A 20959-nucleotide genomic window follows, 5' to 3' on the forward strand; every position below is an offset into this window, starting at 1 on the left:
TTTACCCCCAACCGGGATACAGGAACGTTAAAACATACCGCCGCGCCGCTATGAAAACGGTGGGCCGGGGCGGGCTTGGCGGGGAAAACAGGGTTTACTGAGGATCGCCGATCCAGCGGCCGCTGTTCTGATATTCGGGGCGCACATTGTCGCTGCCGGGCAAAATGGCCGCGCGATAGGCGCTTTCGCCGCCATGGCGCAGGGCTTCGGCGGTATATTGAGGCGCGGCATTGGCATAGCCGGCCGAGGGAGAGGCAACCGGCGCGCCACCATGGGGCGCAGCGCTGATCGTCTGGCCCATTTTGGCGGCATAAGCGCGCTCGATGGCGATGGGGTCATCCACCAGTTCGCGATTTGCAAAGGCCACACGCTGATGCGGCACGGGCAAGGGCTCGCTCATCGTGTGAACGAAACGGAAAGCGCCGGTGTCGCCCGCCGGACCATGCATACGATAAAAGCGATGCGCGCCGATCTGGCCGATGAAATTCAGACTGTCGGCCCAATAGGGGTGGACGGCAAAGGTATGATAGTGGGTGGCAAGGCCGACCGGCGCATAGACATAACCGGCGAGCGCTGCGCGGGCCACGGTTTCGGCGCGGCTCCAGAAATAGCGGCTGGGCTTGCGCATCAGCGCGCCGTCGCAGGTAAAGGTGAACTGGCACCCGGTGGCGCGTTCGGAACCCTGAAACACAACGCCGCACACGCTTTTGGGATAGGCGGGATGGGCCATGCGGTTCAGCACAACCTGCGCCACGGCGCGCTGGCCATCGTCGGGTTCGCTGGCGGCCTCGTAATAAACCGCCGCCGTCAGGCAGGAGAGCGCACGTTCGCGGTCCACCGCATTGGCCAGACCCGACAGCGCCCGCGCCGCAGGGCCGGAGCCGGGCAGGGGCGTGTCATCATCGGCCTGCGCCGCCGCGCCGCCATCCCAATGCAGCCCCGGCGCAATTGCGGCCAGCGCCCCGCGCCATCCGGTCGCGGGGGCCGGTTGTTCGACTTCGCGGCTGACATAATAATAGGCCGCGCCCGGCCAACTGTCGCCCGGCTGTTCAAAGGGCATCGGGGCCGTGCTGCTCTGGCCATCGACCGGATCGGTCTCGTCATGGGCGGTGGTGGCCGCCAGCGCCAGCGCACCGGTGCCTTGCCCGCGCCAGGCCTGCACCGCCAGCATCGCCAGCAGCGCACAGATCACCGCCAGCAACCGCTGCATTGTGGCGCGGCGCAGATCGGCGTTCAGCAGGCCGTTGATCTTCATGCCATTGCCCCGGCGCAGGCGCGCGTATTGCTGCGGCGTTCCTTGATCGCGCGCGGGCAGGGGGGCAAATTGGGCATCGAACGCAAGAGCGGCACGCGGGTTGTTCATCCTGACTTCTCGGCCTTTGGCAAAGCGGGCGATCATGGCAGAACACACAATCGCCGCGGCTGCACCTGCCGAATTGGGGCCGTCTCATTGCGGCACTGATGGGGCGGATAATCCTTAATGCCTTAATTTGGCCCGCCTGATCATGCTTAAAAAAGCCTTCCGCCTTGCCGCGTGCTTGTCCTGCCCCTTGCACCCCGCGCCATGTGAGGCTAGGGCGCGAGCCACGCCAACGGTGCCTCCTGCAAGGGGGGCTGAAAAGGGAATTTGCCTCTCATTGCCTTGTCAGTGAGAGATGCAAAGCTGCCCCCGCAACTGTTTCCGGGCGAGCGTACTGCCATATGCCACTGGGCCGATCAGGTCTGGGAAGGCGGCGGATACGCGATGACCCCGGATAGCCAGGAGACCTGCCGGTGGTGGTCGTTCAGCGCCGGGCGGGGAAGACCGGATGCAGCGCGATGCCGTCTGTTTCCATGCGCAAGGGGCGCCTGGGGCGGCCTCTCCCGCCACGAACGGCAAGATGCCTTCGTGAGGGAAGCATTATGAAGATTCGTTATTTTGCCGCCGCTTCGTCGCTGGTGGCGCTGGCCCTGTCCGCGCCCGTCTTGGCCGCCGAGGATGATGGTGCGATCACCGTTCTGGCCACCGGCCACAGCCAGCCGGTCGACCAGACCGGGCAGTCGATCAGCGTCGTTGATCTGGCCGAGATCCAGTCGATCCAGGGGCCGGACCTGACCCGCGTGCTGACCCGCCTGCCGGGCGTATCCTTTGCCCGCGCCGGGGGCCTTGGGGCCACCACCAGTTTTTTCGTGCGCGGCGCCAATTCCGAACAGACCCTTGTGATGATCGACGGGGTGAAGGTCGAGGACACGGCGGCCCCTTCGGGCGGCTATGATTTCGCCAATCTCGTCAGCGGGGGCGTCGGCAGCATCGAACTGCTGCGCGGATCGAACAGCGTGGTGTGGGGCAGCAATGCCATCGGCGGCGTGATCGCCATCACCAGCCGGGAGATCAATGGCGCAGAGCTGAATTTCGAAGGCGGCAGCAACAACACCTTTGACGCGGGCGCGACGCTGGGCGTTGCCCGCGATGCCTATGCCATCACGCTCAACGGCGGATATCTCAGCACCGACGGCATCCCCACCCGCATCACCGACACGCGCGCCAATGGCTTCCACCAGACCCGCCTGTCCACCCGCGCCCGCCTGCGTCTGGCGCAGGGGCTGAACCTTGTGGCCGCGGCGCGCTATGCCGAGGGCAAGGTGGGCGTCGATTCCTATGACTGGTCGCTGGGCTATGTGAACCGTGGCGAGCAGCAGTCGAGCGAGCAGGTTTCGGGCCGCGTGGGTCTGGAATATGCGGCTGAGACCTATTCGGCGCGTCTGGGCATCAGCCAGTCCTCGCTGCGCCGGGGCTATATCGATCCCACGGTTCAGGCCACCGAATACAGCTCCTATCTGGGCCGCAGCACGCGTATCGATGGCGCGGCCCATGTTGATCTGCCCTATTTCTTTGCTGCCGATGTGGGCGGCGAGGCGATGTGGAACCATGCGCGCAATTATTATTTCACCCCCGGCCCTGAAAATGATGCCAATATCGCCAGCGGCTATGGCCTGCTGGGCTGGCGGGCGTTTGGGCTGAGCCTGTCGGGCGGCCTTCGCGTGGACAGCCATTCCACCTTTGGCACCCACACCAGCTTCGGCGCGAACGGCTCGTACAATCTGATCGCGGACGTGCGCCTGCGTGCCTCCTATGGCGAAGGCTTCCGCGCCCCCACGCTCTATCAGCTCTTCGACCCCTATTCAGGCAGCAAGACGCTGAAGGCCGAAACCAGCAAGTCCTATGACGTGGGCCTTGAAAAGGGCGACCGCAACGGCAAACTCTATGGCGCCGTCACATGGTTCCACCGCGACACCAACAACCAGATCGACTATGACCTGTCCACCTCGACCTATGCCAATCTGGGCCGCACGCGGGCCGAGGGTCTGGAATTCGAAGCGGGCCTGCGTCCGGTCGAGGCGCTGCAACTGCGTGCGCTCTACACTTTCGTGAAGAGCACCAACCAGACCGCCGGCAGCAGCGCGCTGGGCAAGGATCTGGCCCGCCGTCCGCGCCATATGGTCACCTGGTCGGCCGATTGGAAAACGCCGTTGGCGGGCCTTGCCATCGGCGGCGACATTCGCGTCGTCTCGTCCAGCTTTGACAATGCGGCCAACAGCAACCGTCTGGCGGGCTATGCCTTGTTTGGCCTGCGCGCCAGCATTCCGGTGGGCGATCATGCGGAAATCTTCGGCCGCATCGAAAACCTGACGAATGAGCGCTATGCGGTGGTCAAGGATTACAATTCCTATGGCCGCACCGCAGCGCTGGGCCTGCGGGCAAAGCTGTAACGGATGCGCGGGGGGCTGGTCCTGCTTGGCGCCATGTTGGTGGGAGCTTGTGCTCCCGCTGCGCCCAAGGTTCAGCCCTCCCGCATCATCAGCCTCAACCCTTGCACAGATGCGCTGCTGGTCGAACTGGCCGACCGCGATCAGGTCGGCGCGCTCTCCTCCTATAGCCGCGATCCGGCGCAAAGCTCGATGGATGTGGCGCGGGCGCGGGCCTATCCCTTCACCCGTGGCGCGATGGAGGAGGTGATCGCCTCCCAGCCATCGCTGGTGGTTTCGGGCAGCTTTACCCCGGCTGCCACGCGCGCGGCCTATGCGCGCATGGGTCTGCGGCTGGAGGAGTTTTCCATGGCCTCCACGGTGGAGGAGAGCGAGGCGCAGATCCGCCGCATGGCCGCCCTGCTGGGCCACCCCGAGCGGGGCGAGGCGATGATCGCACGGATCGACCGGGCGATGCGCGAGGCCGCGCCGCCGCCGGGCGCCAAACCCTTGCCTGCGCTGATATGGCATGGCGGCGGGCTGGTCGTGGGGGGAGAGACTTTGGTGTCCGACCTGCTGCGCCGTACCGGTTTCACGCCCTTTGCCGCGATCCGGGGCATGGGGCAGTCGCAATTCATGCCGCTTGAACGCATGGTGGTCGATCCGCCGCGTGTGTTGCTGGTGATCGGCCATGGCGACGCCGATGGCGGGCGCGAAGGGCGGCGGGTGCTGGACCATCCGGTGCTGGCGCATCTGCCCGCGATGCAGCGTTTCGATTTTGACGCCGGGCTTGAATATTGCGGCGGGCCCACCATCATCCGCGCTGCGCAAAGGCTGGCGCACATCCGCCGGGAGGTCCATTGATGACGCGGTTGAACGCCAGTCTTTTCGGCGCGCTGGTGCTGGTTTTTGCGGTATCCTTGCTGGCAGGGCGGGTTTGGATTGATCCGTTCCATCCCGATGTGCCGGGCGCGGGCCTGATTCTGATGCAATTGCGCCTGCCGCGCAGCGTGTTGGCCGTGCTGGCGGGCGGCGGGCTGGGGGCGGCGGGCGCGGCGATGCAGGCTTATTTGCGCAATCCTCTGGCCGATCCGGGCCTGTTCGGCATTGCGCCCAGCGCGGCGCTGGGGGCGGTGCTCAGCATCTGGCTGGGGTCTTATGGCGTTGCGCTGGGGCCTTGGGCGCTGCCGGTCTTTGCGCTGGTGGGCGCTGGCGGGGCCATGGCGCTGCTGGGGCTGATCGCGGGGCGTTCGTCGGGGGGCGTGGCGCTGTTCACGCTGGCGGGTATGATGATCGCCAGCCTGTCGGGCGCCTTGATGAGCCTTGCCATCAGCCTTTCGCCTTCACCCTTTGCCCTCTCGGAAATCGTGACATGGCTGATGGGGGCGCTGGCGGATCGCTCGTGGCATGAGGTGTGGATCGCCGCGCCGCTGATGCTGATCGGGCTGGGGGCGTTCGTGGCGGCGGGCCGCTCGCTCGATGCGCTCACGCTGGGCGAGGCGGCGGCGCGCTCACTGGGCGTTGATCCGCGCCGGTTGCAGGCTTTGCTGATCCTTGGCGTGGGATGCACGGTGGGGGGCAGCGTGGCGGTGGCCGGGATCATCGGCTTTGTCGGCCTTGTGGTGCCGCATCTGCTGCGGCCCTTTACCGACCGGCGACCTTCTTCGCTGATCGTGCCTTCGGCGCTGGGCGGGGCCTTGCTGCTGGTGCTGGGGGACAGTTTATGCCGCATCTTTCCGCTGGTGGGGGGCGAATTGCGGCTGGGGATCGCACTGTCTTTGCTGGGCGCTCCTTTCTTTCTGGCGCTGCTGTGGCGGATGAGAGACGGGGTGTGGCGATGATGCTTTGCGCGCGCAATCTGACGCTGGCCGGGCGGCTGGGCGATGTTTCCCTCGACCTTTCGCCGGGGCAGGTGACGGCTATCTGCGGCCCCAACGGCGCGGGCAAATCCAGCCTTGTTTCGGCCATGGCGGGGGTTTTGCCGGTGTCGGGAGCCTTGTCGCTCGATGGGCAGGATTTGCCCGCTATGCCTCCGCGCGAAAGGGCACGACTGCTCGGCTATCTGCCGCAGGGGGGCGAGGCGGCGTGGGATGTGGGCGTTGGCACGCTGGTCGAATTGGGCCGTTTGCCGTGGCAGGCCGCGCCCCTGCACCGCGCCCATGCCGATGGCGCGCAGGATCGCGAGGCCGTGGCGCAGGCGATTGCGGCGATGGATCTTGACCATCTGATCGATCGCCCGCTTTCGCGCCTGTCGGGCGGCGAGCGGGCGAGGGCCTTGCTGGCCCGGGTGCTGGCCGGGCGTCCGCGCTGGGTGCTGGCCGATGAACCCCTGGCCAGCCTCGATCTGGGCCATGGGCTGCGCCTGTTGACGGCTCTGCGGCAGCAGGCCGCGCAGGGCGTTGGTGTGTGCCTTGTGCTGCATGATCTGGCCATGGCGATGAACCATGCCGACCGCGTGGTGGTGATGGAGAGGGGCCGGGTGGTGGCGGAAGGTGCGCCGGGGGAGGCGTTAAGCGAGGAGGTGATCGCGCGCGTCTGGGGCGTAACGGGGCGCTGGCTGGGGCCGGAGGGCGCGCGGGCGCTCAGCCTGTAATGTGCCAAATGGGAACGGCCGGGCAAATTGCGGGTTAACCGAATGGACATGGCGCGCGGTTTGCGGTTGTCTTGGCGCCATGAACAAGGGTTTGCCTTTCCTCGCCTTGATGGCTCTGCTGGCCGGGCCGCTGCGCGCCGATGAATTGCCGCGCGCCGATGTCGCGCCTGTGTGGGTCGTCCCGGTCGCCATGCCCGCCATGGTGCAACCGGCCGGAGCGGCCCCGCTGCATATGGTGATGCAGGATCAGCAGGTGTGGTTTCACGGGGGTACGACAAGTTTCTATCAGCGCCGCATCCTGCGCATTGACCAGCCGGAGGGGATTCAGGGCATGACCCGCCTGTCGGTGCAATGGCGGCCCGAGACCGACCGGCTGACCATCCACGCCTTTCGCCTGACGCGGGGCAATCGCAGTAATGATCTGTTGCCCTCGGTGCAGGAGGTGCTGGCGCATAAGGGCAGCAACCTTGGTGGTTTGCGTGTGGACGGACAGCGTTCGCTGGGCCTGCCGATTGCAGGCATGGCGGTGGGCGATGTGATTGAGATCGCATGGACTATCGACCGCACCGAGCCATTGCTGGGCGGGCATCACGAGGTGTCGCTTGATGCGGGCAGCCATGGGGTGATCGACCGGCTTGCGCTGGCGGCGCGATGGGATGGGGCCCGGCCGATGGGGGTGGCAGCCGAAAACCTGCCCGCCGCGCTGGAGCGTGGGCCGGGCCGGGTGGCGATGGTCACCGATGCCCTGGCCGAGAGCAAGGCGGTGCGGGTGCTGGAACTGTCGGATTTTGCGCAATGGGCCGATGTGGCGGGAGTGTTTGCGCCCTTGTTTGATGCGGCGCGGCGGGTGGGGCCTGATTCGCCCCTGCGCGGGCAAATTGCCGATATTCGCGCGGCCAGCAGCGATCCTCTGGCGCAGGCCGGGATGGCGTTGGCCATTGCGCGGCGCGATGTGCGCTATCTTTATGTCGGGCTGGGGCAGGGCAATCTGAAACCTATGCCGGCCGATCAGGTATGGCTGCGAGGCTTTGCCGATTGCAAGGGCAAGACGGCGCTGTTGCTGGGCCTGCTCGACGGATTGGGCATCAAGGCCGAGGCCGCGCTGGTGGCGACGCAGGGGGGCGAGGGGATGGACCGCCGCTTGCCCAGCGTGACCGGGTTTGACCATGTGATCGTACGGGCGCAGATCGCCGGGCGCATCTATTGGCTGGACCCCACCGCCGAGATGGGCGCGAAAGACGGGGCGCTCGATCTGGCCGCGATGCCGGTGCCGCGCTATGGCTGGGCCTTGCCGCTGCGGATGGGCGCGGGGCTGGAGGCGGTGGGCGGCATGCGCAGCGCCAGAGGCAAGGCACGCGCCCCCAGGGGAACTTGATCGGCGGACCGGCTTTGTCTAGCGGGGATTGAGGCTTGCATCCCGCGAACAAATCTGGAACACCGCCACCATGAGTCTGACCCATATCACTGTGCGCGGCGCGCGCGAGCATAATCTCAAAGGCATCGACATCTCTCTGCCGAGGGACAGTCTGATCGTCATCACCGGCCTGTCGGGTTCGGGGAAGTCCTCGCTGGCTTTTGACACGATCTATGCCGAAGGGCAGCGGCGCTATGTCGAGAGCCTGTCGGCCTATGCGCGTCAGTTCCTTGAAATGATGCAAAAGCCCGATGTCGAGCATATTGACGGGTTGTCGCCCGCGATCTCCATTGAGCAGAAAACCACCAGCCGCAATCCGCGTTCGACCGTGGCCACGGTGACCGAGATTTACGACTATATGCGCCTGCTGTGGGCGCGGGTGGGGGTGCCTTATTCGCCTGCCACCGGATTGCCGATTGCGGCGCAGACCGTTTCGCAGATGGTGGACCGTGTGATGGCTCTGCCCGAGGGGACACGGGCCTATTTGCTGGCGCCGGCGGTGCGCGGGCGAAAGGGAGAATATCGCAAGGAAATCGCCGAGTGGCAGAAGGCGGGCTATACGCGCCTGCGCGTCGATGGCGAGTTGATGGCGATCGAGGATGTGCCTGCGCTCGACAAGAAGCTTAAGCATGACATCGAGGTGGTGGTTGACCGTATCGCGGTGAAACCCGGCATCGAATCGCGTCTGGCGGATTCGTTTGAACAGGCGTTGAAGCTGGCCGAGGGGCTGGCTTTTGTCGATCTGGCCGATGGCGTGGTGCCGGGGCGCGAGGGCGAGGTTGCGGCGGGTTCGAAGAAAAAGGGCGCGCAGCTGAAGGGGACCGGAGTTCCTGCCAACCGCATTGTGTTCTCTGAAAAATTCGCCTGTCCGGTGTCGGGTTTCACGCTGGAGGCGGTCGAGCCGCGCCTGTTTTCGTTCAACGCGCCGCAGGGGGCGTGTCCGGCCTGCGATGGTCTGGGCGAAAAATTACTGTTTGATCCCCAGCTTGTCGTGCCGAACGAGGCGTTGAGCATCAAGGAAGGGGCGGTGGTGCCATGGGCCAAATCGAACCCGCCTTCGCCCTATTATATGCAGGTGCTGGCCTCGCTGGGTGGGCATTACGGGTTCAGTCTGGAAACGCCTTGGGCCGATCTGCCGACCGAGGTGAAGATTGTCGTCCTCTATGGCACGGGCAAGGCGCCGGTGCCGCTGACCTTTATCGACGGCAAGAAGGCCTATACGGTCACCAAGCCGTTTGAGGGCGTGATCGGCAATCTCAACCGCCGCATGTTGCAGACCGAAAGCGCGTGGATGAAGGAGGAACTGGGCAAGTTCCAGACCTCGCAGCCTTGCGAAGTGTGTGAGGGCAAGCGTTTGAAGCCCGAGGCGCTGTGTGTGAAAGTGGCCGACAGCGATATTTCCAGCCGCACGCGGCTGAGTGTTTCGGATGCGCTGGAGTGGTTTTCGACGCTGAATGAGCATTTGACCGATCAGCAGCGCCAGATTGCCAAGGCGATCCTGAAAGAAATCAACGAAAGGCTTGGTTTCCTTAACAATGTCGGCCTGGATTATTTGAACCTCGACCGCACCAGCGGGACTTTGTCGGGCGGGGAAAGCCAGCGCATCAGGCTGGCCTCGCAGATCGGGAGCGGTCTGTCGGGCGTGCTTTACGTGCTCGACGAACCCTCTATTGGTCTGCATCAGCGCGACAATGACCGTTTGCTGGAGACGCTCAAGCGGCTGCGCGATCTGGGCAATACGGTGATCGTGGTCGAGCATGACGAGGATGCGATCCGCACCGCCGATTATATCGTCGATTTGGGGCCGGGCGCGGGCGTGCATGGCGGCAGCATCGTGGCCGAAGGGACGCTGGAGGATATTCTGGCCAATCCCGACAGCATCACCGGGCAATATCTGACCGGCGAGCGCCGGATCGAGGTGCCCAGCGAGCGCAGGCCGGGCAATGGCAAGGCAATTGTCGTTGAAAATGCGCGGGCGAATAACCTGAAAGGTGTGACGGCGCGGTTCCCGTTGGGGACGTTCTGTTGCGTCACCGGTGTGTCGGGGTCGGGCAAATCGACGTTGACGCTTGATACTTTGCAGGCGGGCGCCAGCCGCGTGTTGAATGGGGCGCGGGTGATTGCCGGGGCGCATGACAAGATCGTTGGTCTTGAGCATTGCGACAAGGTGATCGAGATCGACCAGAGCCCGATCGGCCGCACGCCGCGCTCCAATCCGGCGACCTATACCGGTGCCTTCGGGCAAATCCGCGACTGGTTTGCAGGCCTGCCCGAGGCGCAGGCGCGGGGTTACAAGGCCGGGCGGTTCAGCTTCAACGTCAAGGGCGGGCGGTGTGAGGCCTGTCAGGGCGATGGCCTTATCAAGATCGAGATGCACTTTCTGCCCGACGTTTATGTGACCTGCGAGGAATGCGGTGGAAAGCGTTATAATCGCGAGACTTTGGAGGTAAAATTCAAGGGCCATTCCATTGCCGACGTGCTGGATATGACCATTGAGGATGCCGAGAGTTTCTTTGCCAATGTGCCGCCGATCCGCGACCGAATGCATATGCTCAACGAGGTTGGGCTGGGCTATGTCAAGGTGGGGCAACAGGCTACGACCCTGTCGGGCGGCGAAGCGCAGCGGGTGAAACTGGCCAAAGAACTGGCGCGGCGCTCGACCGGCAAGACGCTCTATGTGCTGGATGAACCGACCACGGGCCTGCATTTCGAGGACGTGCGCAAATTGCTCGAAGTGCTGCATCGCCTGGTCGATCAGGGCAATTCGGTGGTGGTAATTGAGCATAATCTCGACGTCATCAAGACTGCCGACTGGATTATCGACATGGGGCCCGAGGGCGGCGTGCGCGGTGGGATGGTCGTGGCCGAGGGGACACCAGAACAGGTGGCCGCCAATAAGGCGAGCTTTACCGGGGGGTATCTTAAGCCGTTGCTTAAGCGGTGATCTGGGCTGTTGCCCTCCTGCCGCTGCTGGTGTTGATGGATTGGGCGTTGTGGGCGAAGATTGATGGCATGCTCTCCTTTCCTTCGGCCCGATGGCGCTGGCGACGGCGGCGGCGGTTGCCTTGGGTGGCGATGTGGGCGTGGTGCGTGGCGACGATACGATTTGTCGCACCATCAACGCAGCCGGAATGGCAATCCGGGGTGATCGTGGGTTTGGGTGTGGCCATTTGGGTCTGGTGGGGTGTGGCGATCTATCGCGATTTGCAGGAATGAGGTCGGGCGGCGCGTTTTTGCTCCGCTGCTTTGGCTCTGACCCTATTTTGTCATCGCCGGGCGATAGCAGGGCTGCTTTCCTTGGGAGGCGGTATGCGGCGTTTGAGGCTGGCGTTTTTGGGCTTGTTGGCGATGGGCGGAGCGGCTTATGCCGGGACGCCTTTGCGCGAAATGGCCGATCCGCCGCAGATCCATTACCTTAATCCAGCCGATGTCGCGCCGCGCCTGATCTTTGCGCCGCCGCCGGGCGAAGCTATGACACGGCAGGAACTGGATTTCCTTCACCGCCTGATCGCGGCGACGCCCGCCGACCGGATCGCCCGTGCCCGCGCCGATGGCGAGGATGAGACGCCTGCGATCTACAGCGCTGCGCTGGGCCGCGATCTGCGCCAATTGCCCGCAACATGGAACCTGCTGGTGACCATCGAGGAAGAGGCCAATGCGGTGATCGGTCCGGGCAAGGATGAATTTGCCCGGCCCCGGCCCTATCAGACCGACCCCACTATGCAGACCTGCAACGCTGTGAAGCCGGGTAAGAGCAAGCGTTCTTATCCCAGCGGCCATGCCAGCGTGGGTTATTCGATGGGCTGGGCGCTGGCGCGTCTGGCGCCGCAGCGGGCCGAGGCGGTGCTCGCGCGGGCCGATGATTATGCGATGGGGCGGTGGTTTTGCGGGGTGCATTATCCCAGCGATACCTCGGCCAGCCGGGGCGTGGCGATGGTGGTGGTCGAGCGTTTGCTGAATGATCCGCGTCTTGCCGAACAGGTTGCGGCGGCGCGGGGGGAGTTGGCGGGGGTACGTTAAAGGGGTTTGCCCGCCGGAGGCCTTTTATAACAAAAATGCCGGAGACCTCGCGGCCCCCGGCATTCTCATTTCGGTTGTCCCAGCAAACCTTACTTCTGGTTCGCCAGCAGCTTCAGACGCAGCGCGTTCAGCTTGATGAAGCCGGCGGCGTCCTTCTGGTCATAGGCGCCCGCGTCATCTTCGAACGTCACGTGGCGCTCGCTGTATAGCGAATGGGGCGACTTGCGACCCACGACATAGGCGCCGCCCTTATAGAGCTTCAACCGCACCGTGCCCGAGACCTTGGCCTGCGAATGGTCGATGGCGGCCTGCAGCATTTCGCGCTCGGGGCTGAACCAGAAGCCGTTGTAGATCAGCTCGGCATACTTGGGCATGATCTCATCCTTGAGATGAGCCGCGCCGCGATCCAGCGTGATCGATTCGATGCCGCGATGCGCGCGGGCATAGATTTCGCCGCCCGGCGTTTCATACATGCCGCGCGACTTCATGCCCACGAAACGGTTTTCAACGAGGTCGAGGCGGCCGATGCCATGCTTGCGGCCCAGTTCGTTCAAAGCGGCCAGCAGCGTGGCAGGCGACATCGCTTCGCCGTTCAGCGCCACACCATCGCCCTTTTCGAATTCGATCTCGATATATTCGGGGGCGTCGGGCGCGTCCTCGGGGTTAACCGTGCGCGAGTAGACGTAATCCGGGGTTTCCTGCCAAGGATCTTCCAGAACCTTGCCTTCCGACGACGTGTGCAGCAAGTTGGCGTCCGTCGAGAACGGGCTTTCGCCGCGCTTGTCCTTGGGCACGGGGATCTGGTGCTCTTCGGCCCACTTGATGAGAGCTGTGCGGCTGGTCAGGTCCCATTCGCGCCAGGGGGCGATGACCTTGATGCCCGGTTCCAGCGCATAGGCCGACAGTTCAAAGCGAACCTGATCGTTGCCCTTGCCGGTGGCGCCATGCGAGACGGCATCGGCGCCGGTTTCGCGGGCGATTTCAATCAGACGCTTGGAAATCAGCGGGCGCGCAATCGAGGTGCCCAGCAAATAGTCGCCTTCATAGCGGGCATTGGCGCGCATCATCGGGAAGACGAAATCGCGCACGAATTCCTCGCGCAGGTCGTCGATATAGATGTGCTCGGGCTTCACGCCCATCAGCTCGGCCTTGGCGCGGGCGGGGGCCAATTCCTCGCCCTGACCCAGATCGGCGGTGAAGGTCACCACTTCGCAATTATAGGTGACTTGCAGCCACTTGAGGATGACCGAGGTGTCAAGCCCGCCCGAATAGGCGAGAACGACGCGCTTGATGTCTGACATGGGGCGCTCCGCATAGGAAGAAAGAGATTGGCGCCGCGCCTAGCAGGGCCTTGGCCGGGGGGCAAGGGTTTGGGGTCTATCCGCCCCGCGCCAGATAGAGAACATCGCGCGGCTGGGCGAGCAGATGCTGACCGGAATCGACAAACAGCGTTTCCCCGCTGGCCAGCCAGCCATCGGCAAGAAAAAGCGCGGCATCGGCAATCTCGGCCGGATCTGTCAACCGGCCCAGCAGGTTCATCCGGCCCGATGTCTCGTGCTCCTGCGGCTTCTGGTCGAAACTGGGCAGCATGGCGCCCGGCGCGATGGCGTAGATGCGATCATCCGCCTTTGCCGCGCCCATCGCCAGCATCCGCACCGTGGCGGACAAGGCATGTTTGGCCATCGTGTAACTGAAAAAATCGGGGTTAGGATTGGCCAGTTTCATGTCGGTAATGGCGATCACCCGGCGACCGGCGCGCGCGCGGGCATGGCGCAAAAAGGCCTGTGCCATGCGGGTGGGGGTTTGCGCATTGACGGTCATGGCCTCGGCAAACACGTCCGGGTCCATCGCGCGTGCGTCGTCATAGCGGAACACCGCGGCCGAATTGACCAATATGCGCCAGTCGCCCAACCGCTGCGCCAAAGCCTCCACCATAGCCACGCCCGCATCCGGATCGGCCAGGTCGCATCCCACACATTCCGCGCTGGGCAATTGCGCTGCCAATGCCTCGGCATCGGCTCGGCTTTGGCCATAGTGGATCACGACATGCCATCCCGCCGCGCCAAAACGATGAGCAATGCGCGCGCCAATACGCTTGGCGCCGCCGGTGATAAGCAGGGTAGGCCGGGTCATGCCCCCATCAAGCACAAAGCGCGCGATGTGGGAACCCGGCTTGAGGGGAACGCAAGAACCGCTATGCTATGCCTCTGAAAGGAAATGGCGATGCGGTTGGATCTGGTCGATGTCTTTGTGAATGGTGCGCTTTCGGGCAATCCTCTGGCGGTGGTGCATGGGGCCGATGGGATGTCGGATACGGCGATGCAGTCGCTGGCCCGCTGGATCGGCTTTTCCGAGACCACCTTCCTGCTGATCCCCACGAATCCCGAGGCCGATTATCGGGTGCGGATATTTACCCCCACGCTCGAACTGCCCTTTGCCGGCCACCCTACGCTGGGCAGCGCCTATGCCTGGCGCGCGGCGGGCGGTGTGGCCAAGGGCGCGCGGATCATGCAGGAATGCGGGGTCGGGCTGGTGCCGGTGCGTTTGACGGACGACGGGCTGGCCTTTCGCGCCCCACCGCTGCGGCATAGCGGACCTTTGTCCGAGGCTGAACGCACCGCCGCTCTGGCGCAATTGCGCCTCGCGCCTGAGGATGTGATCGAGGCCGTGCATGTCGAAAACGGCCCTCCATGGCAATTGATCCGCCTGCGCAGCGCGCAGGCCGTTCTGGCGGTTTCGCCGGTGATCGCGGCGGAAGGGGTGGTCGATCTGGGCCTGATCGGGCCTTCTGACGAGCCGGGCGTTGATTGGGAAGTCCGCGCCTTTTTCACCGCACCCGGCGGCATTCTGGCCGAAGACCCCGTGACCGGCAGCTTTAACGCCGGGGCCGCGCTTCATCTGTATGAAAGCGGTCTGGCCACGGGCGATTATGTCGCGTCGCAGGGGCGCATGACCGGGGCGGATGGCCGGGTTTATGTTTCACGCGATGCCGATGGTGTGTGGATTGGCGGACAGGTGCGCGCGGTGGGCGCGGGGGCAGATCTGACGATTTAGGCTTTCTGGAGGTAAGTCTTTCCTACAATAACCTATATGGATAAATCTCCATCATCCTCACCCGGAATGATGGAGTTTCCCGTGGCCAATCCCAAGATCAGCTATCCCGCTACCTTCACTCCCGCCCATGCCATGGCCTTTGCCAGCGCCGACAACACCGCCGCCACCGTTTCCGCCGGCAATCCGCTGCCGGTGGCGCTGGGCGACGGGGCGCTGGCTGGGCTGGGGGCGCTGGGCGATGCGGCGGCTTCTTCCGATACGGCCAGCGTCGGGCTGATCGCGCTGTTTAAGCGCCTGCTGGGGAAACTGCCCGCCAGCATCGGCCAGAAACCCGCCGCCGCCAGCCTGCCCGTTGTGCTGGCCAGCGATCAGGGTGCGATCCCCGCGCTGGTCGATGCGGTCAGTGATGGCGCGACCACCAACGGCAGCGCCACCAGCGCGGCCACCGTCGTCACGCTGAATACCGCCGGTTTTGGCGGAGGCAGTTTCCAGATCACCGGCATCGGTACGAGCAATACCGTTTCTTTTGAACAATCGAACGACAATGCCACATGGATCGTCCTGCCGGTCAATCCGGCCAGCGCCACCACGGCGGCCCCCGTCACCACCGCCACGGCCACCGGTCTTTTCAATTTCATCGCCACCGCTGCGTATGTCCGCGCGCGCGTATCGACCTATGGCAGCGGCACGGTTGCCATCGCCGCGACCCAAAAGCGCAGCCGCGCCGCCGCTGACCAGATTGCCGCTGCCGTCCTGACGACCTCGAGCGCACAGGTCGGCTATACGCTCAACAACACCGGCTACACCGACAGCACCACCGCTCTTGCCGCCAGCGCCACCTATACCGGCACGGGCCGGGCCACCACCGGGCTTGTCTATGCCACGCGGTTCAAGGCGCGCGCCTACGCGGATGCGGCGGGCACGCTTTACATCGATCAGTCGCTTGACAGCGGTTCGACATGGCAGGTGGTGGCCAGCGGGGCGATGACGGCCGGGGCGGCGCTTGACCTGAACGTTGCGATCACCGGCGCGTTTGGCAGCGCGAACCAGTTTCGCGTGCGATGCGTCAATGGCGCGGCGGCGCAGACGCTGTTGCGCCTTTCCTCGGTCTATACCACGGTGTAATGACCATCGGTCCGCTCCGGCCTGCCCGCTCTGGCATCGCGCCGGGGCGGGCCTTATCCGCCAAATACCGCGAAAAAGCGGCGATGGTGGAACACCCAGACCTCGTTGAAATGATTGCTCGCTTGCGCGCAGGCATCCTGCCACCAGGCCAGCGAAGGATCGGCCAGCCCCTCGATCCATGTCGTGTTCGACCGGATCAGCAGGCCATCGCAGCGCTCATAGCGTTTCGCGCATTTCTTGGCGATCAGCCGCGCGATTTCGGCGGCATAGGCATCGGGCGCGATCATTACTGGTGTGGGCGAGACATAGGGCGCGCCCAGTTCGAACTGGCGGCAGGTCGTCTCATAGGCCGTGTTGCGATGAACCAGCGGATTGTCCGCCTCGGTATTTTCAAAGACCAGTTCACGCTCATGCAGCCGGATCTCGAAATCGGGCGTGGGCTTGCCGGTTTCGGGCAGCAGCCGCACCGCCTCGGCATGGCGATGCTGGGCGAAACTGGCGGCCATGAAGGCCTCGCGGAAAGTCTTGCCGCGCTGGCTGCGGATCTCGCATTCGCTGGCCAGTTGATGCCCCACCCTGCTGGCCAGAGCCAGCATATCGGGCGGGGTCATCCATCCGCCAACCGGGATCACGCCCACGGTTTTATCCCAGAGCAGCCTGCTTTTCCTCAGCCAGACGGTCGAGTTCGGCGCGCGACATTTTCTGCGCCGAGGTCTTCAATTGCCCGCAGGCCGCATCGATATCGCGCCCGCGCGGAGTGCGAACCGGGGCCGAAATGCCCGCCTCGAAAATGATGTTCGAAAACTGGCGGATGCGCTCAGGCGTGCTGCATTCGTAAATCGCGCCGGGCCATGGGTTGAACGGGATCAGGTTCACCTTGGCGGGCAAATTATACTGGCGCAGCAGGCGCACCAACTCGCGGGCGTGCTCGTCGGTGTCGTTCTTGTCTTTCAGCATCACATATTCAAACGTGATGCGCCGTGAATTGGACGCGCCGGGATAATCCGCACAGGCCTGAAGCAGCTCTTCAATGCCATATTTGCGGTTGATCGGCACGATCTCGTCGCGCACTTCCTTGGTCACGGCATGGAGCGAAACGGCCAGATTGACGCCGATTTCCTCGCCGCACTGGGCCATCATCGGCACCACGCCGCTGGTGGAAAGCGTGATGCGGCGCTTGGACAGGGCCAGCCCGTCGCCATCCATCACCAGCTTGAGCGCGCCCTTCACATTGTCGAAATTATACAGCGGCTCGCCCATGCCCATCATCACGATGTTGGTGAGCAAACGGCCATCGGGCGAATAGCCGCCCTCATCATCGACCAGATCATCGGTCAGCGCGGCCAGATCGGCCTGACCCGCCTTGGGCCACTCGCCCAGCGCATCGCGCGCCAGCATGACCTGCCCCACAATCTCGCCCGGCGTCAGATTGCGCACCAGACGCATCGTGCCGGTGTGGCAGAAGCGGCAATTGAGCGTGCAGCCCACCTGCGAGGAGACGCACAAAGTTCCGCGATCTGCATCGGGGATGAACACCATTTCGAACTCATGCCCGTCATCGGTGCGTAGCAGCCATTTGCGCGTGCCATCCTCGCTATGCTGCGAGACGACGATTTCCGGGCGGCCAATGACGAAGCGCTCGGTCATCCACGGGCGCATGGTCTTGGCAATATCGGTCATCGCGTCAAAATCGGTGACGCCGCGATGATAGATCCAGTGATAGACCTGCTTGGCGCGCAGCTTGGCCTGCTTGGGCTCAAGCCCCGCTTCGGCAAAGATTTCGACGATGCGCGGGCGGGGCAGGCCCAGCAGATCGACGCGGCCATCGGCGCGCGCGGTGATGTCGCGCGCGGTCACAACAGGGTCGATATGGCCCGCAATCGGCATCGACGTGGGCAGGGGAGAATTGGGAAGGGGGGTGCTCATAGCCGCGCCCATAGCCGCGAATCGGTCAAAATGCTACCCTGACGCCTTATCGCCCCGCACAGGCCAGCGCAGCCGCATCCATTGCCGTTGCCGCTCCGGGCAACGTGTATTGGTCGGCAAACATGCGCCCTGCGCCATCGCGCGATGAAACGGTCATGATCTCGCCCGAGCGCATCGCGGCCACGATGGCCGCCTCCATCCGCGCATCGGCCGCCCATGCATCGATCCCGCCGCCCATCAGCCGGTAATGTTGCCCCCCCAGCGACAATTGCACCCCCGCGCCCGGCTGCATCCGGCGCGAGAGGCGGAAATGGACCTGTCCGCGCACGCCCTTTTTCGGCCACAGGCCAACATCGGCATAGGCGTCGACGTCTGCTTTTGCGGTCTTTTCCGGCATGGCGATGGCATAGCAGCGCGGGATGCCTGCATCACGAAAGGCGCCCCATGAGCCAAACATGCCCAGCGCATCGCGGGCCTGCGCAGGCGCGGCGGTCAGGGCAAACAGGCAAAGAAAAAAGGCCGGGCGTTTCATCACCCGGCCTCCTTTATCACACGGCAAAACCGGATCAATCCAGTTCCCACGCCCTTTCGCCATGCGAGGTGATGTCGAGGCCTTCGCGCTCGTCATCCTCGCTGGCGCGCATCGGCATAACCTTGCCCAGACCCACGGCCAGAACATAGGAAATCACCGCCGACCATGTCGCCGTCACGCCCACGCCCACGGCCTGCGCCACGACCTGATGGCCCATGCTGCCGCCCGCTGCATAGCCCGTGCCGCCCAGCGCCAGGCTCATTGCCACAGCAAGGCCGAGCGAACCGATCATCCCGCCCACGCCATGCACGGCGAACACGTCGAGCGAATCGTCGATCTTCCAGCGCTGCTTGACCAACTGGATCATGCCATAGCACACGCAGGCGCCCGCCAGACCGAAGGCCGCCGCGCTGCCTGTGGCGATCATGCCCGCCGCCGGGGTAACGGTGGCAAGGCCCGCTACCGCGCCGGTGGCAAAGCCAACGCTGGTCGGTTTGCCCACATGTGCCGCTTCGATGCCGATCCATACCAGCGCCGCCGCACAGGCCGCCGTATGAGTGTTGAGAATGGCCGAGGCCGCCGCCGCGCTGCCCGTCAGCGCGCTGCCACCGTTAAAGCCGAACCAGCCGACCCAGAGCAAACCCGCGCCCAGCATGGTCAAGGCAGGCGAATGAGGCAGCATCAGCGTCTTTGGGAAACCAGTCCGTGCGCCCAGCACCCATGCGGCCACCAGCGCCGAAACGCCCGCCGTGGTATGCACCACAATGCCGCCTGCAAAATCGAGCGTGCCATAGTGCGAGGCCATCCAGCCGCCGCCCCAGATCCAATGCGCGACCGGCGCATAGACCAGCAGGCCCCACAGCCCGCAAAAGGCCACGACCCAGCCGAAACGCGCCCGGTCCACCCATGCCCCCGCCATCAGCGCAGGCGTGATCGCGGCAAAGCAGAGCTGGAACAGCGCAAACGTGTTTTCGGGCAGCGTGGTGCCGGCGCGCACCGGGGCCAGATGGGCCAGACCCAGACCCGACAGGCCCCCGATCCAGCCATTCGTCACCGGCCCAAACGCCAGCGCATAGCCCACCAGCACCCAGACCAGCGAGGCCACTGCCGTGATGACGCCCACCTGCACCATTACCGACAGGAAATTCTTGGCCCGTACCAGACCGCCGTAAAACAGCGAAAGCCCTGGCAGACACATCAACAGCACCAGCGCGCTGGAGATCAGGATCCATACTGTATCGGCGGGACTGGCGCTGGTTGTCGATTGAGCCAGAACAGGGGTGGGGCAAAGCAGCGCGGCAGCCATAAGGCTGCGACGATGCGCTGCCCAAAGGCCGGTTGGCCGATGGCGCATGGTGTGTCTCCTCGAACAGCGCCATCCGATCCCGGCGCTTTCCTCCGCGAAGCGCCTTAGATGCGAAGCTTTCCTGCACGCAAGAGCGAAAATTGATGCATTTTATTGCTCAGTGGGCGTTTTAGGGGCCTCTTAGGGGTGCGCGGGATAGGTTATCGCCATCACTTCCCACTCTTTTTCGCCGCCGGGCAATGTCACCCGGCGCAAATCGCCCAATCCCGCCCCGCGCAGCGCCCGCGAAATCGGCGCCGACCATCCGATCAATCCCTTGGTGGCATCCTGCTCATCATCGCCCACAAAGGTCAGATGCTTGCGACGGTCATCCTCATCGGCAATCTCGACGGTGGCGCCGAACCAGACGCGGCCCCGATCCTCCTGCCGTGCAGGGTCCACCACGCGGCACGCCTTCATCCGCCGCGCCAGATGGGCCAGTTCGCGGTCGATCTCGCGCATCCGTTTACGGCCATAGAGATAGTCGCCATTTTCCGAGCGGTCGCCATTGCCCGCCGCCCAACTGACGATCTCGACAATCGCGGGGCGTTCGGTGCCCAGCAGATGATCGTAACGCGCGCGCAGCGCCGCCATGCCCGCAGGCGTGATCGGCGGGCCTTCGCCGGGGGCTTTCGGGGCGGCAGGCTTGGGGGCGGGGCGCATGTTTCTCATGGGCGGGGCATAGGGTCAGGCCTGCGCCCAAGGCAAGGGTTCAGAACGGCAATTCTCCCAGATCGGGCGCCACCCATTCGCGCCGCGCGGCCACGCTGAACAGCGTCTCGCGCCGCCAATAGGCCATCGGCCAGTCGCTCTTGCCCAGATCGCCCGCCAGCAGGGCGGTGAGGATTTGTGACAAAGGCGTGTCACTTTCATAACGCGCGATCTCGGCCCGCGCGGCGCGCAGCGAGGCGATGGTGATCGTTTCGTGATAGCCCGAGGTGTCATCATTCACGCCGCCCACCGATTCATTATAGGCGCGGATCGCCGCCCCCATCGCCTGAGGTTCCGCAATTTCAGGATGATAGCGTAAAAGCCAAAGCGCGGCGGCCCAATGCGCGTCATGAGTCCATTGCTCCTTGGGCAGGCGACGTTCGACCATGCCGCGTGCGATGGCCTCGATGTTTTCGTCGGTAAGGGCGTTCGATTCGTTCATGGCAAAGGCATGGCATTCCGGCTTGCCTGCGTCAAAAAAATGGGATTGTGACAGCTATTTTGTCATAATCC

General features: G+C 64.4%; 19 protein-coding genes and 1 riboswitch. Of the genes, 10 read left to right on the top strand and 9 right to left on the bottom strand.

The features are described 5' to 3' along the window. Window positions 1-94: 94 nt before the first annotated feature. Window positions 95-1363 carry a cell wall hydrolase gene (locus FHW96_RS14645; RefSeq protein ID WP_253950974.1) on the bottom strand — a complete coding sequence of 423 codons (1269 nt, stop codon included), beginning with the start codon at window positions 1361-1363 and terminating at the stop codon, window positions 95-97. Between the two features lie 213 nt (window positions 1364-1576). After that, window positions 1577-1790, top strand: a riboswitch (cobalamin riboswitch). 112 nt (window positions 1791-1902) lie between these two features. Between FHW96_RS14645 and FHW96_RS14650 the strand changes: the two genes are divergently transcribed. From FHW96_RS14650 to FHW96_RS14685, 8 genes are all read left to right on the top strand, one after another. After that, window positions 1903-3750, top strand: coding sequence for a TonB-dependent siderophore receptor (locus FHW96_RS14650; RefSeq protein WP_172341331.1), 1848 nt, complete (start codon window positions 1903-1905; stop codon window positions 3748-3750). Window positions 3751-3753: 3 nt separating this feature from the next. Then, on the top strand, window positions 3754-4590 hold the full coding sequence (locus FHW96_RS14655; RefSeq protein WP_253950975.1) for an ABC transporter substrate-binding protein: 837 nt from the start codon (window positions 3754-3756) through the stop codon (window positions 4588-4590). Then, complete coding sequence (locus FHW96_RS14660) at window positions 4590-5567, top strand: iron ABC transporter permease (protein ID WP_172341332.1); 978 nt, start codon at window positions 4590-4592, stop codon at window positions 5565-5567. Before FHW96_RS14655 ends, FHW96_RS14660 begins: the two co-directional genes overlap by 1 nt. Beyond that, window positions 5564-6319 carry an ABC transporter ATP-binding protein gene (locus tag FHW96_RS14665; RefSeq protein WP_172341472.1) on the top strand — a complete coding sequence of 252 codons (756 nt, stop codon included), beginning with the start codon at window positions 5564-5566 and terminating at the stop codon, window positions 6317-6319. Before FHW96_RS14660 ends, FHW96_RS14665 begins: the two co-directional genes overlap by 4 nt. Window positions 6320-6398: 79 nt before the next feature. Next, window positions 6399-7694 (top strand): DUF3857 domain-containing protein, encoded by a 1296-nt coding sequence (locus FHW96_RS14670; protein ID WP_172341333.1) that lies wholly within the window; start codon window positions 6399-6401, stop codon window positions 7692-7694. Between the two features lie 70 nt (window positions 7695-7764). Further along, window positions 7765-10677, top strand: coding sequence for an excinuclease ABC subunit UvrA (gene uvrA, locus FHW96_RS14675; protein WP_172341334.1), 2913 nt, complete (start codon window positions 7765-7767; stop codon window positions 10675-10677). Continuing rightward, window positions 10674-10949, top strand: a complete 276-nt coding sequence (locus tag FHW96_RS14680; protein ID WP_172341335.1) for a hypothetical protein — start codon at window positions 10674-10676, stop codon at window positions 10947-10949. The genes uvrA and FHW96_RS14680 overlap by 4 nt, the downstream gene beginning before the upstream one ends. A gap of 93 nt (window positions 10950-11042) precedes the next feature. Further along, window positions 11043-11753, top strand: coding sequence for a phosphatase PAP2 family protein (locus tag FHW96_RS14685; protein WP_172341336.1), 711 nt, complete (start codon window positions 11043-11045; stop codon window positions 11751-11753). Window positions 11754-11842: 89 nt separating this feature from the next. Here FHW96_RS14685 and FHW96_RS14690 read toward each other — a convergent pair whose 3' ends face one another. Together FHW96_RS14690 and FHW96_RS14695 are read right to left on the bottom strand one after the other, a co-directional pair. Continuing rightward, on the bottom strand, window positions 11843-13054 hold the full coding sequence (locus tag FHW96_RS14690) for an argininosuccinate synthase (protein WP_172341337.1): 1212 nt from the start codon (window positions 13052-13054) through the stop codon (window positions 11843-11845). Between the two features lie 76 nt (window positions 13055-13130). Then, window positions 13131-13886 (bottom strand): SDR family oxidoreductase, encoded by a 756-nt coding sequence (locus tag FHW96_RS14695; RefSeq protein WP_172341338.1) that lies wholly within the window; start codon window positions 13884-13886, stop codon window positions 13131-13133. A gap of 90 nt (window positions 13887-13976) precedes the next feature. On the opposite strand from FHW96_RS14695, the gene FHW96_RS14700 reads away from it, so the two are divergent. Further along, window positions 13977-14807 (top strand): PhzF family phenazine biosynthesis protein, encoded by an 831-nt coding sequence (locus tag FHW96_RS14700; RefSeq protein ID WP_172341339.1) that lies wholly within the window; start codon window positions 13977-13979, stop codon window positions 14805-14807. A 66-nt stretch (window positions 14808-14873) separates the two neighbouring features. After that, window positions 14874-15932 carry a hypothetical protein gene (locus tag FHW96_RS14705; protein WP_172341340.1) on the top strand — a complete coding sequence of 353 codons (1059 nt, stop codon included), beginning with the start codon at window positions 14874-14876 and terminating at the stop codon, window positions 15930-15932. Between the two features lie 53 nt (window positions 15933-15985). Here the strand turns inward: FHW96_RS14705 and FHW96_RS14710 are convergent, their stop codons facing one another. The 6 genes from FHW96_RS14710 to FHW96_RS14735 all read right to left on the bottom strand — a co-directional run bounded on the left by FHW96_RS14710 (window position 15986) and on the right by FHW96_RS14735 (window position 20888). Continuing rightward, the gene (locus tag FHW96_RS14710; protein ID WP_172341341.1) at window positions 15986-16570 is read right to left on the bottom strand and encodes a hypothetical protein; all 585 of its coding nucleotides are present in this window, start codon (window positions 16568-16570) and stop codon (window positions 15986-15988) included. A 4-nt stretch (window positions 16571-16574) separates the two neighbouring features. Next, window positions 16575-17858, bottom strand: coding sequence for a 23S rRNA (adenine(2503)-C(2))-methyltransferase RlmN (gene rlmN / locus FHW96_RS14715; protein ID WP_253950977.1), 1284 nt, complete (start codon window positions 17856-17858; stop codon window positions 16575-16577). Window positions 17859-17904: 46 nt separating this feature from the next. Continuing rightward, window positions 17905-18390, bottom strand: a complete 486-nt coding sequence (locus tag FHW96_RS14720) for a hypothetical protein (protein ID WP_172341343.1) — start codon at window positions 18388-18390, stop codon at window positions 17905-17907. Window positions 18391-18424: 34 nt separating this feature from the next. Continuing rightward, window positions 18425-19744 carry an ammonium transporter gene (locus FHW96_RS14725; RefSeq protein WP_253950978.1) on the bottom strand — a complete coding sequence of 440 codons (1320 nt, stop codon included), beginning with the start codon at window positions 19742-19744 and terminating at the stop codon, window positions 18425-18427. Between the two features lie 132 nt (window positions 19745-19876). Beyond that, window positions 19877-20398 carry a GreA/GreB family elongation factor gene (locus FHW96_RS14730; protein WP_172341474.1) on the bottom strand — a complete coding sequence of 174 codons (522 nt, stop codon included), beginning with the start codon at window positions 20396-20398 and terminating at the stop codon, window positions 19877-19879. A gap of 49 nt (window positions 20399-20447) precedes the next feature. After that, window positions 20448-20888 (bottom strand): hypothetical protein, encoded by a 441-nt coding sequence (locus FHW96_RS14735; protein WP_172341344.1) that lies wholly within the window; start codon window positions 20886-20888, stop codon window positions 20448-20450. Between the last annotated feature and the right edge of the window lie 71 nt (window positions 20889-20959).

Source organism: Novosphingobium sp. SG751A, from assembly GCF_013149295.1.
Lineage (GTDB): Bacteria > Pseudomonadota > Alphaproteobacteria > Sphingomonadales > Sphingomonadaceae > Novosphingobium.

What these genes read in the sequence shown, in the direction of transcription:
- FHW96_RS14645 (WP_253950974.1), bottom strand. Translation starts at nt 1,363, where the DNA reads ATGAACAACCCGCGTGCCGCTCTTGCGTTCGATGCCCAATTTGCCCCC.
- FHW96_RS14650 (WP_172341331.1), top strand. Translation starts at nt 1,903, where the DNA reads ATGAAGATTCGTTATTTTGCCGCCGCTTCGTCGCTGGTGGCGCTGGCC.
- FHW96_RS14655 (WP_253950975.1), top strand. Translation starts at nt 3,754, where the DNA reads ATGCGCGGGGGGCTGGTCCTGCTTGGCGCCATGTTGGTGGGAGCTTGT.
- FHW96_RS14660 (WP_172341332.1), top strand. Translation starts at nt 4,590, where the DNA reads ATGACGCGGTTGAACGCCAGTCTTTTCGGCGCGCTGGTGCTGGTTTTT.
- FHW96_RS14665 (WP_172341472.1), top strand. Translation starts at nt 5,564, where the DNA reads ATGATGCTTTGCGCGCGCAATCTGACGCTGGCCGGGCGGCTGGGCGAT.
- FHW96_RS14670 (WP_172341333.1), top strand. Translation starts at nt 6,399, where the DNA reads ATGAACAAGGGTTTGCCTTTCCTCGCCTTGATGGCTCTGCTGGCCGGG.
- uvrA (WP_172341334.1), top strand. Translation starts at nt 7,765, where the DNA reads ATGAGTCTGACCCATATCACTGTGCGCGGCGCGCGCGAGCATAATCTC.
- FHW96_RS14685 (WP_172341336.1), top strand. Translation starts at nt 11,043, where the DNA reads ATGCGGCGTTTGAGGCTGGCGTTTTTGGGCTTGTTGGCGATGGGCGGA.
- FHW96_RS14690 (WP_172341337.1), bottom strand. Translation starts at nt 13,054, where the DNA reads ATGTCAGACATCAAGCGCGTCGTTCTCGCCTATTCGGGCGGGCTTGAC.
- FHW96_RS14695 (WP_172341338.1), bottom strand. Translation starts at nt 13,886, where the DNA reads ATGACCCGGCCTACCCTGCTTATCACCGGCGGCGCCAAGCGTATTGGC.
- FHW96_RS14700 (WP_172341339.1), top strand. Translation starts at nt 13,977, where the DNA reads ATGCGGTTGGATCTGGTCGATGTCTTTGTGAATGGTGCGCTTTCGGGC.
- FHW96_RS14705 (WP_172341340.1), top strand. Translation starts at nt 14,874, where the DNA reads ATGATGGAGTTTCCCGTGGCCAATCCCAAGATCAGCTATCCCGCTACC.
- rlmN (WP_253950977.1), bottom strand. Translation starts at nt 17,858, where the DNA reads ATGAGCACCCCCCTTCCCAATTCTCCCCTGCCCACGTCGATGCCGATT.
- FHW96_RS14720 (WP_172341343.1), bottom strand. Translation starts at nt 18,390, where the DNA reads ATGAAACGCCCGGCCTTTTTTCTTTGCCTGTTTGCCCTGACCGCCGCG.
- FHW96_RS14725 (WP_253950978.1), bottom strand. Translation starts at nt 19,744, where the DNA reads ATGCGCCATCGGCCAACCGGCCTTTGGGCAGCGCATCGTCGCAGCCTT.
- FHW96_RS14730 (WP_172341474.1), bottom strand. Translation starts at nt 20,398, where the DNA reads ATGCGCCCCGCCCCCAAGCCTGCCGCCCCGAAAGCCCCCGGCGAAGGC.
- FHW96_RS14735 (WP_172341344.1), bottom strand. Translation starts at nt 20,888, where the DNA reads ATGAACGAATCGAACGCCCTTACCGACGAAAACATCGAGGCCATCGCA.